The organism is Desulfosporosinus paludis, assembly GCF_045689965.1.
In the GTDB taxonomy this organism is placed as follows: Bacteria; Bacillota; Desulfitobacteriia; order Desulfitobacteriales; family Desulfitobacteriaceae; genus Desulfosporosinus; species Desulfosporosinus paludis.
Map to the genome: position 1 here is coordinate 683,807 of NZ_CP144211.1, position 14,494 is coordinate 698,300.

The window sequence follows — 14,494 nt, forward strand, 5'->3', positions numbered from 1 at the left end:
GATTAGTCCCTCCTCACAATTTTGCCAGGGTTCAACATATAGTTGGGATCCAAGGCTTCTTTGATTTTTCTCAAGGCCTCAACACCGGCTTCTCCAAATTCCAGTCCTAAAAAGTCCATTTTAGCAATCCCAATTCCATGCTCACCCGAAAGAGTTCCCCCAGGGCTATAGCTCCTTGGAATATCTCATTAACTGCAAGATGAACCCGTTTCATTTCATCTTGATCTCGCTCATCCGTTAAAATCGTGGGATGAAGGTTTCCATCACCAGCATGACCAAATGTTGCAATCTGCAGGTTATGCTTGTCCGCAATTTTACGGATGGTTTTAAGCATATCAGGGATTTTACTGCGTGGAACTGTGGCATCTTCAAGAACTGTTGTCGGTCGTTTCTGTGCCAGTGCAGGAAGTGCACTGCGGCGGGCGAGCCATAAAAGGTCACGTTCTTGATCATTCTTGGCTACTTTTACTTCGACGGCGCCTTCTTCTTTCAAAATTCGTTCTACTAATACAGATTCCCGTTCAACGACTTCTTTATAGCCATCTACCTCGCACAAAAGCACCGCTTCAGCGCTAAGAGGAAGACCCGCATGAACAAAATGTTCCACAGTTTGAATTGTTACATTATCCATAATTTCCAAGGTTGCGGGAATTACTTTATTTCGAATGATCGCTGCAATAGCATTACCGGCCTTATCCAGGTTGTCGAAGACACCTAAGACGCTTTTTCTCGTCTCAGGAGCTGGGATTAATTTTACAATCATTTCCGTGATAATCCCCAATGTACCTTCTGCTCCTGTGAAAAGGGCTACTAAATCATAACCTGTAACATTCTTAACTGTTTTTCCGCCCCAACGAATGATCTTTCCATTCGCAAGAACAATCTTTAAACCCATGATATAATGTTTAGTGACTCCATATTTTAATCCTCGTAATCCACCCGAACATTCAGAGACTGAACCACCCATGGTTGCTGTGGTCACTGTTCCAGGGTCGGGAGGATAAATCAAACCAAATTTAGCCGCTTCGTTGTTGAGGTCCTGGATAATAACACCGGGCTGAACCGTTGCGGTTAAATTATCTTGATCCATTTCTAAGATTTTATTAAGGTTGAGCATAGACAGAACGATACCGCCTTGAGTAGGAATAGTTCCCCCACTGAGATTCGTTCCTGATCCACGCGGATAGATTGGCACTTGGTGGCGCTGAGCGATTTTAACGACCTCAGCTACCTGTTCGGTGGAAAGGGGCGAAACCACTACATCCGGCTTATGATGTTTCATCGCCGCAGTTGCATCATATGCATAGGTCAGTAAATCTTCTTGTTCCGTAAGAACATTTTCACGACCAAGCACTTGCACAAGTTCCTCCAAGACTTCACGAGCTAACATTTATTATATCCCCCTTTTATCATTTGTCTGACTGTCAGACCACCTAAGATATACTTTAAGTTAGTTTGATACTCATATAATAATCTAATTGTAGAGAAATTTCAATATGAGAATTTATGTAATATTTATGAATTAATAAAAAATAGTGGGAAGGGTTGTTCAATAACCGCTTCCCACTATCTAACGTATCAAGGATTACTCAGGGATTAGTGTATAACAGGAATCATCCCAGGTACAACATATGCTTGGAGCAAAGTTATACAGCAGATAATTAGCAACAAGAAAACGGAATGTTTAATTGTGAAGCGGAAAAGATCCGATTCTTTACCAACTAAGCCAGTAGCCGCAGCCGCCACAGCAATGGATTGCGGCGAAATCATTTTTCCTACGACACCACCGGAGCTGTTCGCTGCAACTGTAAGAACAGGATTGATTCCAACTTGCGTTGCAGTAACATTCTGTAATTGACCGAAGAGCGCATTGGCTGATGTGTCTGAGCCCGTCAGGAATACACCGAGCCATCCTAACACTGGAGCAAAGAACGGGAAGGCATGCCCTGTGAGTGCAAAGAATAAACCAAGGGTATAAGAAAGACCAGAGTAGTTTGCAATGTAAGCAAAACCAAGTACAGAACCAATCGTGATAATCGGATATACAAGACTCTTTAAGGTACTTCCAGCAACTTTACCAGCTCTTGCAGGACTGATTTGGAGGATAATCATGGTTATGAATGAAGTGATCAAGATAACAGTACCTGTTGCAAGGAAGAAATCCCATTTGTAATTAGCTGCATACAAAGCTGGTTTTTTAACAATCGGTGCTGCTTTGTATACAAAACCATCTAGACCAGGCCAATGTGGAATCATTACAAACCATTTAAGCTGATTGGTAACAAAAGCTTTGAAGCCATTCGTTCCCCAAACTCCAACTAAAGCTGTTAGAACGATAAAGGGAGACCAAGCTTTAAAGATTTGACCACCGCTATATTTTGTGTGTTGCTCAATTTTTGTAGCTTTTTCATGAGGAAAGCGCCAAATGTTTTTAGGTTTCCAGACCTTGAGTAAAATGGCTGTACAAATGAGAGAGAAAATTGAGGCAATAATATCTGGAAGCATAGCTCCGAGATAGTTTGATGACCACCATTGTGCAACGGCGAAGGTCATACCAGAAACGGCGATTGCAGGAAGGACTTCTTTAGCACCTTTCCAACCAGCCATTAAAACGATCAGATAGAGGGGAACAAACACTGAAAGGAATGGTAATTGGCGTCCAATTGCGGCAGCGATGGTGTTAGCAGAAATTCCTGAAGCAACTTGAGCCGCAAGGATTGGAGCACCGATTCCTCCGAAGGCCACTGGTGCGGTATTAGCAACTAAGCAAATACCAGCTGCATAAAGCGGTTCAAAACCCAATCCCACTAAGATGGAAGCGGTAATGGCTACCGGAGTACCGAATCCGGCTGCTCCTTCTAAAAACGCTCCAAAAGAGAACGCAATCAGAAGAGCTTGAAGTCGACGGTCATCGGACAAGGAAGCGATAGAACTTTTAATAATATCGAACTGACCGGCTTCTACTGTCAAGTTATATAGGAAGACCGCAGCTACAATAATCCAGGCGATCGGGAACCAACCATTAAGGATTCCCAAGATACTTGAAGATATAGCGAGGCCAACTGGCATTTTGTAAACGATCACAACATCGATAATTGTGAATAAGAGCGTGGTGACACCGGCAATATGACCTTTCATTCGCTTAATAGCGAGTGCCCAGAACAAATAAAAAATCGGCAGGGATACGCAGAGCGCAGTCAGCGGTATGCTATTCCCTATTGCTGCATAATTCTGTGTCCATGGCATTTCATAATTCCACCTTTCAATCAGTATGTCTAGAGCGTTTCCCATTCTCTGGCTACTTATTCAGTTTCTCTTCAAAACCTCCTTTTCTCTAAAGTTTAATAAAGTGGAAATTGACTGACAGTTTGGCCATCAGACCATCCGCCTGTCTCTTATAATAGTAACTCCACTAAAAGAAAATTTCAATATGCCAATATAATTCTTTGTTTCACAATTATCGTTATTTTTCAATAATACACTTATTTGAAAATAACGGTAAAGCGTGAAAAGCTTTAATCCATGGGCTTTTTGCTTTTTCAAAGCAAGAATCTTAGAAGATTATTTTTTAATTGTGAAAAAAAACATTATGTTTCCCTAAGATTATACTATAGCTCTTAACTTCTGCAGATTATTAAATCGTATATTAGAAATTGTACATACTTAAAATTACCCAGAAACTGCAGATATGGCAAAATGATTCAGTATATTTTTACTTTTTCTCCTTAATAACCCTTTGGTGCAATATTGATCTTTGAATTGCTCTACTCTTTTGCTCACCCTCATAGACCACCCCCTCTAAAATTTCCCTCGTTTTTGAATGGTATGAAACACTATTTGAAACTGTGTTTCACAATTAGGATAAATCTGTTGATCAGCCTACTGTCTGACCGCCTAGGTTTATGTTAATCCAATATTAAAAAAATTTCAATATGTTTTTGCTATTGTGAATAAATTATTTAACAAATTCAACAATAATTTAACGTTTGTTTTACAATTGGTCTGTAACAAAACAAAAACAGTGAAGATAGTGAACCTCTCCTCACTGTTCTGCCTTCAGGCATTGAATATATATAGCTTTAGCGCAAATATTTTTGTTCCAACAACTTTAGTTCTTGCTGAAAGGATTGACTCAAGCGAAACAGCAGCCGTTCCATGTCCAGGCGATGGAGGGAGATATTTTCAGGACTGAGAAACTCAATCTTACGAAATTCTGTTTTGATTAACAATGGCAGCAAATCATCAAGATTTTCCACTCTTAGGGTCAGAATAATTGGAGCATAAGCCCAATCACGAGTTCGTTTTCCCTCCCCTTGACTTACCGTATAGACATCTAAACTTAAGTCAACATCTTCGATCATAATACCTTGAAGGGGAACGTTTCTTAAAACTGCGACTTGTTGCTCTCGAGTTGATTCTGCCATTTGCTCTTTCGTTTTGCCTCCGAAGAAGAAACGCCCACTTCGTGATTCACCGCGATAATCCAAACGAATCCTCACGCGTACATGTTCCGTGAGGAGTTCATCCCCAATCCGAATCTTCATCTTCCACTCTCTCCGTTTCTATTTTTAAGCTGTAGAGCTTTCTTATCTTATTCTTAAAAAATATTCTCCAAAGGCATAATTTTCTCCTGCTAGCTTTGCTTTAGGCTCGTAGTTTATGGACATACTAACATCAATTCAGAGCTTATCCAATGGAATGTTGACAAAGGAGATTAGGACATGAGAAAAAGTGTAATTGCAATTTTTAAAGGGCCCCAACAAACGAAAGAGGCCATTGAAGAAATTCAGGGAGAGTCCCTGGCCAATAGTAAAATTTCTGTCATAGTTCGTGCTGAGTACCTTCACCAAGGGGAATTTAAAGAAGAAATTGCCAATGAGCTTGCATACTATCCAAGCGAAATAAACTTAGACAAATTTAATGCTTGGCTTGTTCAAGCTCCTCCCTTTAAGGTTCCCGATTTAGGTAAGGTGGTTGTCGCCGGACCTCTCGCGAGTCAGCTTATGCATCAGCCACAGGGACGCGGGCTTCCAGAAGCTCTCCTGAGTTACGGCCTTTCTGAAGAGCGAGCTCGTCATTATGAGCACGAAGTGCGAACAGGTCATTGGCTCGTTCTCATTCCAACTAATAACGATAAACAAAATTCTGTCGCCAATGCCTTAGGCGCTTTTGGCGGTAAGGACATTGAAAAGTGGAATACGGCTATTGATCATCCGATTTATCCCATAAATCATTAAGTCAAGCCAACGAGGGAACGGAGCTTTTTAATTTCTTCTCTTGTCAGAGATCGATAACTTCCTGACTGAAGTTGTCCATCCTGAGCTAAGGGACCAAAAGCTATCCGTTCAAGCTTAGCAACCGGATAGCCAATCGCGCCGAACATCCTCCGTACCTGACGATTTTTCCCTTCGTGAATCGTTATCTCTAATACTTCAAGAGGCTCACTCATCTGATCCACGATTCTGCGTTTCAGTAGGCCGCTCCGGCGCACAACTTTAGCCGGAGCGGTTTTCCCATCGTTGAGAAGCACCCCTTCACGCAGCTGTTCCAGTGCCTTGATTCCAACTGGACCATGTACCCAAACACGGTAGGTTTTTTCAACTCCGTAGGAGGGATGCATTAAGCGATGGGCTAATTCGCCGTCATTTGTCATAACTAATAAGCCCGATGTATCAAAGTCCAATCTGCCCACCGGATAAACCCTTGCAGGGGCATCTCTCATTATTTCAACCACTGTTGGACGTCCCTGAGGGTCCCGGGCACTCGTAATTACACCCATTGGTTTGTTCAATAAGTAATAAAATAGTCTCTCTGACCTCTCTATCAGCGTACCGTCCACGCAAATCGTATCGTTAGAGTTAACTTTTGTTCCTAAAACAGAGACTGTTATACCGTTAACAGTTACACGCCCTTCTTCAATTAACCGTTCGACTTGGCGGCGTGATGCAACTCCAGCTTGAGCCAACACTTTTTGTAACCGTTCTGCAAGCTCTCCGTTTTGATCTTTATGTTCGACATCCACTAAATTTCAATCCCCTTCTCTGTAATCCTCTATGAATCTCGGGTATCGCACGGCTAATTCTAATACAACTACTTTGGTTTCTTAAGATCGAAAATTCCAGGTCCAACTTCAGGGTAAGATTCTTGAACCTTTTTCCATAAAAGTTCTTGTTGACAGCTCTGCGGAAGTCTCACAAGATAATCTCCTGGAAAATTCCTTAATACTTTAACCGGGGACTCCGCCTCTGCCCCTTCGAGCACTTTTGTTAAACGAAACCCTACACGATGGGCGTAGTAAAACGTCATGGGGGCAGAGTCACTTAAAACCAGTACACTTGAAGAAGGTGTATGTTCCTTAACCCACTCTGCTTGTGTTAAGTATACCGAATTCCATTGATATTTTGGTTTTAAGTAAGTATAAGAATTTTGATTTATAACCATTAAGATCATGATAACAAGAAAAATATTTGACCAAGTTCCACACCCATCTAAAGCATAAGCTCCCAATAGTGCAACCAAAGGCATTATCGGAACTAAATAATAATCCAACGGAATCCGAACGCAAACAATTCCCAGATAAGCTAAAGCAATTCCTACCCATGCTAAAAGAGCAGCTCGTCCAGGGAACCGGTTTATGAGCATCCGTAATAAACCCACCCCTGATAGATAAAGTGCACTATCTGTCAAACCACGCTGTAAATTGTTGCTTAATACATTCCAAGTAAGGTTCCCAGAGTTCACTACTTGATTTGTGAGGATTCCTGATACAAATTGACTTGATGAAGAGCTGACATTCATGTGCGCCCATAAATAGTATACCATAGGAAAACTAACTACAAGCAAGCTATAACGGAAGAGCTGGCTTATCTTTTTTAGTTTCATCGGATAGAATCCAAGCAGTAGGGCTACAGGAAACAACATCAACTGCGGTAATTTTGCTAAGACAGCACCTGACATAACAAATCCGATTTTCCAGATTCCCTGCTTATTCTCAGATGTCCTCCATCTCCAAATAAGCGCCAGAGCCCAAATACTTAAAGCTTGAGCCATAGGCTCCGGCATCACTACTCGTCCATAATAGATTGACAGCGGCATGAAAGCATACATCGCTGTTGCCAATAATCCTATTCTCTCGGAGAACAGATTACGCCCTAAATCATAAATCCCCCATAAAGAAATCAGGGACAAGAACACGGCCCAAAGGCGTCCCCAAATATCTCCCCATCCGAATAGTCTCCAGGTCCAGGCCAACAGATAGGGAAACATCGGAAATTCCAATTCTACGTTTTGAGGAACTGTTCCATCGTAATTCAGTTGAGGCAACATTACTTTTGGAAAATCCATAAGGTGACCAAGCATGTGAACAGCTATACTTGCCGTGTCTGCTTGTCGCCATGCTTGATCATCCAGCAATGGGTTGTTAATCCCTTTTAGACGAACAAGTAAAGCGGCCAGCAAAATCACCCCTAATAAGAACCACCTTACTCTTCGACCCATTCGACAGAACTCCACCTTTGACGTTTGATATGATAAATTAATTGAATATAGCCCCAAATTGTAGCCAAAATTTTCATTTTGCTTGCACCTGTTTTTAATTCATAGTGGAGTTTTAACGGGATCTCCGCCACCTTATTTGCCAAGGGGGCTATCTTTAAGAGCAATTCAACCATTCCGGAGAAATTACGGCTTTGAATAATATTGGGGCCGTACTGTCGAATTCCTTCAGCCAATAACGAAAGTCGGTAAGCACGATAACCGCAGGAATAGTCGCGCACACCGCTGATGGGCACAAAATAATTCATAACTTTTCCTGCTCCCCAAGAAAGCATTTTACGTACTATAGAGAGTCCATGCTGCTCTCCGCCGTCAACGAATCTCGAAGCAATGGTGAGGTCGGCCCCTGAACAAATTGACTCATACAACAAGGGAATGTGGTCGGCCGGCTGCGTATTATCAGCATCCATGGTTATAACCGTGTCAGGAGCAACTGGGCCTTTCTGAGCATCACTCAAAGGCTGTTGGAGAGACGAATTATAATTTAAAACATACTGAAAACCGCTGTTCAGAGCTGCGCCAAGACCTTGGTTTTGTCTATGATTTACTTGATGAATCGTAGGATAAGTATGGGCATAGGCTTCGATAATCTCGGAGGTGGTGTCGGTGCTTCCATCATTGACCACTGTAATCAAATGTGGAAGATCTGCACAGACTTGTTCAATGGTTTCTAGCAATGGTGGTAGAGAAGCGGCTTCATTAAACGCAGGTAAGACGATATAAAGCATATAACAATGCCTCCTTTCGGCACTGTTAGTATGCTCAAAAATGACTCATTAAAACGTTTTTGTGACAATCCAAACGGAAACAATCAATCCGATAAGATCTGCTAATAAACCTAATTTCAGCGCATAACGATACTTTTTTATCCCTACCGATCCGAAATAAACTGTGAGCACAAAAAAGGTTGTGTCCGTACTGCCTTGAAGTGTAGAGGCTAATCGTCCTATGTATGAATCAGGGCCGTATTGATTGATCAGTTGGGTTGCTACCCCAAGGGCTCCAGATCCACTCAGCGGCCTCATGATTGCTAAGGGAATAATCGCTGCAACGTTAGAATCCAAGCCCAGGTAGGCGAAAACCGGTTGCAGCCAGTCTGCTAATATGTTCAAAGCTCCGGAATCCACAAAGATTCGAATTGACACTAACATACCAATTAAAAAAGGAAGTATGCGTACTCCGGTCTTAAATCCTTCCTCCGCTCCCGCTACGAATGACTCGTAAACTGGTATTTTGCGCAAGTAGGCAATAACTGGAATAAATAGCAAGAGCAGTGGTATTGCCCAGCGAGAAATTTCGGCTATTACCTTCATTTTGCTCTCCTCCGCCGAAAAAGGTAGTCCACAAAGATGGCTGCAGTCATAGCACATCCGGTGGCAACAATGGTTGTTCCGATAATTTCCGTCGGATTTGCTGAATTAGCTTTCAGCCTTACTCCGATAATCGTTGCGGGTATTAGTGTTATACATGAGGTATTTAGGGCAAGAAAAGTTATCATGGCCGGGCTGGCTACATCCGGTGTAGGATTTTCCTTTTGCAGTTCCTGCATCGCCTTTAGTCCAAAAGGAGTTGCTGCATTTCCTAAGCCCAAAATGTTAGCGCTTAAATTCATAATGATGGCGCCTAGGGCAGGACTGTCCGGTTTCAGTGTCGGAAATAGGCGACGAACGCCCGGACCAAAGAAACGTGCAATTCCTTTAACAAGGCCTGCCTCTTCAGCTAAACGCATAAGACCTAGCCATAGACTCATAACTCCAATGAGTTCAATGGCAACCTCCACGCCTAATTCAGCTGCTTTCATCGCTGATATTGTTACACTCTCAATATGCCCATTGAGAGCCGAAACGACTATACCAATCACTAACATAATGAGCCAGATGAGGTTAACCATCGTCCACCCCCCTCTGAAAGAATCTATGAACAGGATAAATAAAAAAGAACGAGGAAATCTGAGGCCGCTGAAAAAGTTAATTTGAAAAATAAAAGAGAGCTGGAATTATGAAAATAAGTAATTCCAGCTCTCTTTTTGATACAATTAAAGTACTAACACAAGCGGGTGATTCGATGATAAAAAGGCAAACTAACCTGGTCCTGAGTCCTTACATAGAATTATATGAGTTAATTGTACCAAAAGATAACTTATTGCGTCAGATGAATGAATTGGTGGACTTTACATTTATCTATGACGAGTTAGCAAATGTCTATTGCCAAAATAATGGACGTGGTGCCATCGACCCCGTAAGAATGTTTAAATATCTTTTGCTGAAAAGTATTTTCGACATTTCAGATGTTGATGTCGTTGAACGATCAAAATACGATATGTCATTTAAGTATTTCTTGGGTATGGCCCCAGAAGAAGAAGTTATCGATGCAAGCTCATTAACGAAATTTAGAAGGTTGCGGCTAAAAGATTCAAACTTACTTGATCTATTAATCAATAAGACAGTGGAAATCGCCTTGGAACAAGGAATCATAAAAAGCGAATCTATTATTGTAGATTCCACCCATACAAAGGCTAGATACAATCAGAAATCACCACGGGAAAACCTAGTTGAGTATTCAAAAAGGCTGCGTAAAACAGTCTATGCCATAGATGAAACGATGAAGGAACAATTCCCTCCTAAGGTTAATAATGGATTACTGGAAGATGAACTGGACTATTGCCAAAAGCTAATAGCGGTAATAGAATCTACAGAAGCCATTTCTAGCTATCCTGCTGTTAGGGAAAAGTTAAATATGCTAAAAGAGCTCGTTGAAGATGACATTGAGCGTTTAAGTCTATTGTCAAAAGATACTGATGCTAAGGTTGGTCATAAAACAGCAGATACTTCATTTTTTGGATACAAAACACATATCGCAATGACTAAAGAGAGAATCATAACCGCTGCAGTTGTTACATCCGGTGAAAAACACGATGGTAAGCAACTCCAAGAATTAGCAGAGAAAAGCAAACAGGCAGGTATTAAAGTAAGAGGTATAATAGGCGATACAGCTTATTCAGAGAAAGAGAATATTACCTATGCTAAAAACCACAATATTAACTTAGTCTCTAAATTAAGCAAAACCGTAACCCATGTTAAGGCTGGCCGCACAAATCCCAATGATTTTGAATTTAATAAAGATGCCGATAGGTATGTCTGTAAGGCTGGACATATGAGCTTTAAAAAAACAAGTACTCGCTCCAAAAAGCATGCAAAAGATGGTTTGGGAACTGTTGAATCCTACTTTTTTGATGTAGAAACGTGTAAAACTTGCACTTTTAAGGCTGGATGCTACAAAGAAGGGGCAAAAACAAAATCTTATTCCGTGACGATTAAGCACCATATCCATGAGGAGCAGGCTGCATTTCAAGAAAGTGAGTTCTTCAAAGAAGAATCCAAGGAACGCTATAAGATAGAGGCGAAAAATAGTGAACTAAAACATAGACATGGGTACGATGTTGCATCTGCCTCAGGTCTATCTGGTATGCGTTTACAAGGGGCAACAACAATATTTGCGGTTAATCTGAAGAGAATAATAACCTTAATGAGAGACAAATAGTAAATAAATATTAATCGGGGTTAAAAAGGAACCAGAAGATGAGCAATTCTCCCGAATTGTCCCAGCTCCTGGTTCCTTTTTTATTGGTAGGTTATAAAATTTGATTCTTTTTCAGCGGCCTCAGGAAATCTCGTTCTTTTTTGCTAACAGAAATGAAGTTTCTGGGATGATCCTACTTTTAAAGCATAGATGTAAGAAAGGTTTTCTTCAGGCAATTATATGTATTATCAGTGATTTATTCACGTGCTAAAATGATTTCGTCTGAGGGTTTCTTCTTTTTATGAAGCATTCCCGATAATTTATCTAATAAATCCGGGACCGTATCCAAAATTCGATCAATAACCACATTGCTGTCCACGGGCAACAGACGAATCGTACCATTGCCAACTACCAAAAAACCTACAGGTTGGACGGACACTCCTGCACCTGCACCTCCTCCAAATGGAAGTGGGTTAGCGGTCCCTCCTGAATTTCCACGCTCTTTTTGATCATCGGGCGGGGTGAATTCGCTGCCCCCTGCCGCAAAACCACAAGATACCCGTGATATTGGAATAATGACGGATCCATCATGGGTTTCCACTGGATCACCAATAATAGTGTTTACATCTACAATTTGTTGAATACTTTCCATGGCTGTCTTCATCAACAATTCTATAGGATGATTCCCCATACTACTACCCCCTTCTACCCCGTTTGAATATGCGTACAGCATTAAATCCGACAAAAATAATATGACCGATTCTTAATTGGAATATGCATCGAATATCGCACAAAAAACCTTCTTTTTTAAATTGCGGTACCACTGCTAACTGAGGACGGTTGACTTCCATAATAACCTGTTTGTAAAGACGGGAGAGGGCAAACCCAAACATACTCCAAAAAGCGCCTGCTGCAATAGCCGTCTGAGCGGCATCTTTGTAGCCGATTTCAATGCGCCAGTTTATCTCTTTACAATGAATGCCTCGATAGAACTCACTCTTTACCCATGTTAAGTGACGGAGATGATTTGGTATATTCGGCCAAAGACGGTATAGCCAACCTCTGCGTATATAGCGAAGACGCACGTTGGATTTCGCCTGACGAACTCCGCCCTTTCCTTTAGCGACTTGATCAACTTCTAATTGCGGCCCTTTTTCCCATTCAAGTTGGAGCGACGGAAGCTGATATTGAGTATGCCAGATCCCATGTAACGCTCGAAAATCAATTTCCAAGTGATCTTCTTCCTCAATTCGCCGATAACGAAAATCCACTTCTGCTTTTATCGCCAAACTAACAAGGAAAAGAATAGCCAACGCGAGTAAAAAGGCTAAAACTCGCATAGTAACCCCTCCGTACGTTCCACTCTCGTCTAAGTGATTCTCTAAATAATTAAGATGCCCGCTAAGAGAGGTTATTATGCTAAAGATTCCTGATATAACAAATATTTCCTATAATAAATTTAGTAATTCCGAGGGATGGTTTATTAAACTTTTGGCACCGTTTAGGATAAGCTCTTCTTTCGTGCGGTAACCCCAAAGGGCTCCTACTGCATACATATTGGCAGCAGTGGCTGTCTTCATGTCTACACCGGAATCACCAAGATACAATATGTCCGATTCCAGCAATCCCAACTTCTGGCTAATTAATAAAGCACCCGCAGGGTTAGGTTTTCTTGGGAGATTTGGACTCGGTCCCATAACTGCCTCAAAACTCCAACTTGGCAATAACGTCAAAACCACCTTTTTCGTAAGTTCATCAATTTTGTTAGAAAGTACAGTGAGTTTGATTCGACGTTGGATTAGTTCATCAAGCAGTTCAGGGATGCCCTGATAAGGTCTCGTTTTATCAAGACAACGCTCGCGATATTCCTTCATCATTAAATCAAAGCACTCCGAAATCAGGGTTTCTTCCCTGGATCCCTCGGGTAACGCCTCACGCACTAGGTTTCTTATGCCATTACCAATAAAATATTTATAAGCCTGAAGGCTATGGGATTCAAAACCCAAAGCAAATAGAACTTGATTCATGGAATCAGCGATGTCTTCCAGAGAATTAACTAATGTTCCATCGAGATCAAAAATTACGGCTTTAAATTTCATGACTGTTTGTCAGCCTCCTGATAATTCTTATTACACACCCTTTTTGGGGCCGTTCTGTTTCGCTTCAGCGGCAGCAGATATCCTAAGCATTGTTTTTCATGGGCGTCTTTCACACCAATAGTTCGTTGCGAATTTAATCTCTTGGTAAATGTGAGCTAGTTCCCGCTTGGTAATGTTTAAGGAATAGGCTGAAATACTTCCTAATTGTTTGCTCCTGATCCATCTCACCATTCATTCTGAGAACTTCCATTGCAGCTTCTATAGTACAAAGGGTTCCATCCTTTCCGCCTCTGCGCAGATGGAATCTCGATGCATAATTCGGTTCAATGGAAACGATCGGCAAATCCCTTAAATAATCACTCTTCCGAACTATCTTTCCTGCCTCTTTCCACGTTCCGTCAATTAAAACAAAGGCAGCATCACCTGCTTCAACCTTATTCCTTGTTTTTGCAGCCAAGTCCTCATTCGTGGCCGGATATAAAAGATACGTTCTTCCCCGATAGTTCTTGATATTTTCTAGTAATTTCAAATTGGGATTGGTTCTTTCCCAAAGAAAAATTTCTGTTGCACTGGGGTTTATTAACTTTAACAGTCTTCCTGTACTTGAAGGCCGATAAAACTCTCTTTCACTTGTTATAATCCAAAATTTCGCTTGAGTGATTATTGGAGAAACGATATCGCATATACATGTTAATGTCGGTAAACCACATTGACTGCAGCTTTCATATAACCGCGTAATCTGTTTAACCTTAAACGTTTTATTCATTCTTAGAAACTCCTAGATACCCTTTCTGAGATTTATTCCACTCGCTTTGCAGCATGGAATAATGAAGTTGATCAAATGTTCGATCCTTGATCCAATAATGTTCTCTTAATCGACCATCAAGCGTAAAGCCTGTTTTTTCTAACAAACCGATCGACCGCAGATTGTTTGATGCCGTCGTAGCGTAAAGCTTATTTAATCCATTTTCTGCAGAAAAAACCCTATTGAGCAACAAAGTAACCATTATGAAACCTAAACCCTTTCCACGCATATCTGGAGGAATATAATAGCCAAATTCTTTACTGTGATTTCTCGGATTATAATCGAACATCATGATCCTTCCTAACGGATTTTGCGAACTACTCTCGTCAACCAACAGAAAGACTTCTTTTACTCCATTGTTAATTTTATCAAGGTTACTTTGCTTATAGCTCTCGAAAGGGAGTAGTGGGTGTATCGGCCGGCATGTATAGAACTCCCGTTCCTTCTCCCTCAGATCCCATTCATATAGCACTGGAAAATGCTTATCTTCTAATTTCACTAGCTGAAACATCTGACT

General features: G+C 41.3%; 14 protein-coding genes and 1 pseudogene. 2 read left to right on the plus strand and 13 right to left on the minus strand.

The window, feature by feature from the left end:
* Window positions 1-2 precede the first annotated feature (2 nt).
* From VZF35_RS03605 to VZF35_RS03615, 3 genes and pseudogenes are all read right to left on the minus strand, one after another.
* A pseudogene (locus VZF35_RS03605) lies at window positions 3-1,390 on the minus strand (FAD-binding oxidoreductase).
* A 206-nt stretch (window positions 1,391-1,596) separates the two neighbouring features.
* Window positions 1,597-3,246 carry an L-lactate permease gene (locus VZF35_RS03610; RefSeq protein WP_407314428.1) on the minus strand — a complete coding sequence of 550 codons (1,650 nt, stop codon included), beginning with the start codon at window positions 3,244-3,246 and terminating at the stop codon, window positions 1,597-1,599.
* Window positions 3,247-4,079: 833 nt separating this feature from the next.
* Complete coding sequence (locus VZF35_RS03615) at window positions 4,080-4,544, minus strand: hypothetical protein (protein ID WP_407311083.1); 465 nt, start codon at window positions 4,542-4,544, stop codon at window positions 4,080-4,082.
* Window positions 4,545-4,721: 177 nt separating this feature from the next.
* On the opposite strand from VZF35_RS03615, the gene VZF35_RS03620 reads away from it, so the two are divergent.
* Window positions 4,722-5,237, plus strand: a complete 516-nt coding sequence (locus tag VZF35_RS03620; RefSeq protein ID WP_407311085.1) for a hypothetical protein — start codon at window positions 4,722-4,724, stop codon at window positions 5,235-5,237.
* Here VZF35_RS03620 and VZF35_RS03625 read toward each other — a convergent pair.
* From VZF35_RS03625 to VZF35_RS03645, 5 genes are all read right to left on the minus strand, one after another.
* Window positions 5,234-6,022, minus strand: coding sequence for a pseudouridine synthase (locus VZF35_RS03625; protein ID WP_407311087.1), 789 nt, complete (start codon window positions 6,020-6,022; stop codon window positions 5,234-5,236). The two genes, VZF35_RS03620 and VZF35_RS03625, sit on opposite strands and share 4 nt — an antisense overlap.
* A gap of 68 nt (window positions 6,023-6,090) precedes the next feature.
* Window positions 6,091-7,497, minus strand: a complete 1,407-nt coding sequence (locus VZF35_RS03630; RefSeq protein ID WP_407311089.1) for an ArnT family glycosyltransferase — start codon at window positions 7,495-7,497, stop codon at window positions 6,091-6,093.
* Window positions 7,482-8,282 carry a glycosyltransferase family 2 protein gene (locus VZF35_RS03635; RefSeq protein WP_407311091.1) on the minus strand — a complete coding sequence of 267 codons (801 nt, stop codon included), beginning with the start codon at window positions 8,280-8,282 and terminating at the stop codon, window positions 7,482-7,484. Before VZF35_RS03635 ends, VZF35_RS03630 begins: the two co-directional genes overlap by 16 nt.
* Window positions 8,283-8,330: 48 nt before the next feature.
* On the minus strand, window positions 8,331-8,867 hold the full coding sequence (locus tag VZF35_RS03640) for a spore maturation protein (protein ID WP_407311093.1): 537 nt from the start codon (window positions 8,865-8,867) through the stop codon (window positions 8,331-8,333).
* Entirely contained in the window at window positions 8,864-9,445 is a 582-nt protein-coding gene (locus VZF35_RS03645) for a nucleoside recognition domain-containing protein (protein WP_407311096.1), read from the minus strand. Before VZF35_RS03645 ends, VZF35_RS03640 begins: the two co-directional genes overlap by 4 nt.
* A 173-nt stretch (window positions 9,446-9,618) precedes the next feature.
* Between VZF35_RS03645 and VZF35_RS03650 the strand changes: the two genes are divergently transcribed.
* Window positions 9,619-11,094 carry an IS1182 family transposase gene (locus VZF35_RS03650; RefSeq protein WP_407314430.1) on the plus strand — a complete coding sequence of 492 codons (1,476 nt, stop codon included), beginning with the start codon at window positions 9,619-9,621 and terminating at the stop codon, window positions 11,092-11,094.
* Window positions 11,095-11,329: 235 nt separating this feature from the next.
* On the opposite strand, the gene ytfJ is transcribed toward VZF35_RS03650, so the two are convergent.
* The 5 genes from ytfJ to VZF35_RS03675 all read right to left on the minus strand — a co-directional run bounded on the left by ytfJ (window position 11,330) and on the right by VZF35_RS03675 (window position 14,476).
* Window positions 11,330-11,764 carry a GerW family sporulation protein gene (gene ytfJ / locus VZF35_RS03655; protein WP_407311098.1) on the minus strand — a complete coding sequence of 145 codons (435 nt, stop codon included), beginning with the start codon at window positions 11,762-11,764 and terminating at the stop codon, window positions 11,330-11,332.
* 4 nt (window positions 11,765-11,768) lie between these two features.
* Window positions 11,769-12,413, minus strand: a complete 645-nt coding sequence (locus tag VZF35_RS03660) for a DUF2953 domain-containing protein (protein WP_407311100.1) — start codon at window positions 12,411-12,413, stop codon at window positions 11,769-11,771.
* A gap of 108 nt (window positions 12,414-12,521) precedes the next feature.
* Complete coding sequence (locus VZF35_RS03665; protein WP_407311102.1) at window positions 12,522-13,172, minus strand: HAD family hydrolase; 651 nt, start codon at window positions 13,170-13,172, stop codon at window positions 12,522-12,524.
* 133 nt (window positions 13,173-13,305) lie between these two features.
* Window positions 13,306-13,938, minus strand: a complete 633-nt coding sequence (locus VZF35_RS03670; RefSeq protein WP_407311104.1) for a tRNA-uridine aminocarboxypropyltransferase — start codon at window positions 13,936-13,938, stop codon at window positions 13,306-13,308.
* The gene (locus VZF35_RS03675; protein WP_407311106.1) at window positions 13,931-14,476 is read right to left on the minus strand and encodes a GNAT family N-acetyltransferase; all 546 of its coding nucleotides are present in this window, start codon (window positions 14,474-14,476) and stop codon (window positions 13,931-13,933) included. The genes VZF35_RS03670 and VZF35_RS03675 overlap by 8 nt, the downstream gene beginning before the upstream one ends.
* Window positions 14,477-14,494 lie beyond the last annotated feature (18 nt).

Bases quoted from the DNA above. Each gene is read 5' to 3' on its own strand.
- VZF35_RS03610 (WP_407314428.1), bottom strand. From the start codon at position 3,246: ATGCCATGGACACAGAATTATGCAGCAATAGGGAATAGCATACCGCTG.
- VZF35_RS03615 (WP_407311083.1), bottom strand. From the start codon at position 4,544: ATGAAGATTCGGATTGGGGATGAACTCCTCACGGAACATGTACGCGTG.
- VZF35_RS03620 (WP_407311085.1), top strand. From the start codon at position 4,722: ATGAGAAAAAGTGTAATTGCAATTTTTAAAGGGCCCCAACAAACGAAA.
- VZF35_RS03630 (WP_407311089.1), bottom strand. From the start codon at position 7,497: ATGGGTCGAAGAGTAAGGTGGTTCTTATTAGGGGTGATTTTGCTGGCC.
- VZF35_RS03635 (WP_407311091.1), bottom strand. From the start codon at position 8,282: ATGCTTTATATCGTCTTACCTGCGTTTAATGAAGCCGCTTCTCTACCA.
- VZF35_RS03640 (WP_407311093.1), bottom strand. From the start codon at position 8,867: ATGAAGGTAATAGCCGAAATTTCTCGCTGGGCAATACCACTGCTCTTG.
- VZF35_RS03645 (WP_407311096.1), bottom strand. From the start codon at position 9,445: ATGGTTAACCTCATCTGGCTCATTATGTTAGTGATTGGTATAGTCGTT.
- VZF35_RS03650 (WP_407314430.1), top strand. From the start codon at position 9,619: ATGATAAAAAGGCAAACTAACCTGGTCCTGAGTCCTTACATAGAATTA.
- ytfJ (WP_407311098.1), bottom strand. From the start codon at position 11,764: ATGGGGAATCATCCTATAGAATTGTTGATGAAGACAGCCATGGAAAGT.
- VZF35_RS03660 (WP_407311100.1), bottom strand. From the start codon at position 12,413: ATGCGAGTTTTAGCCTTTTTACTCGCGTTGGCTATTCTTTTCCTTGTT.
- VZF35_RS03665 (WP_407311102.1), bottom strand. From the start codon at position 13,172: ATGAAATTTAAAGCCGTAATTTTTGATCTCGATGGAACATTAGTTAAT.
- VZF35_RS03670 (WP_407311104.1), bottom strand. From the start codon at position 13,938: ATGAATAAAACGTTTAAGGTTAAACAGATTACGCGGTTATATGAAAGC.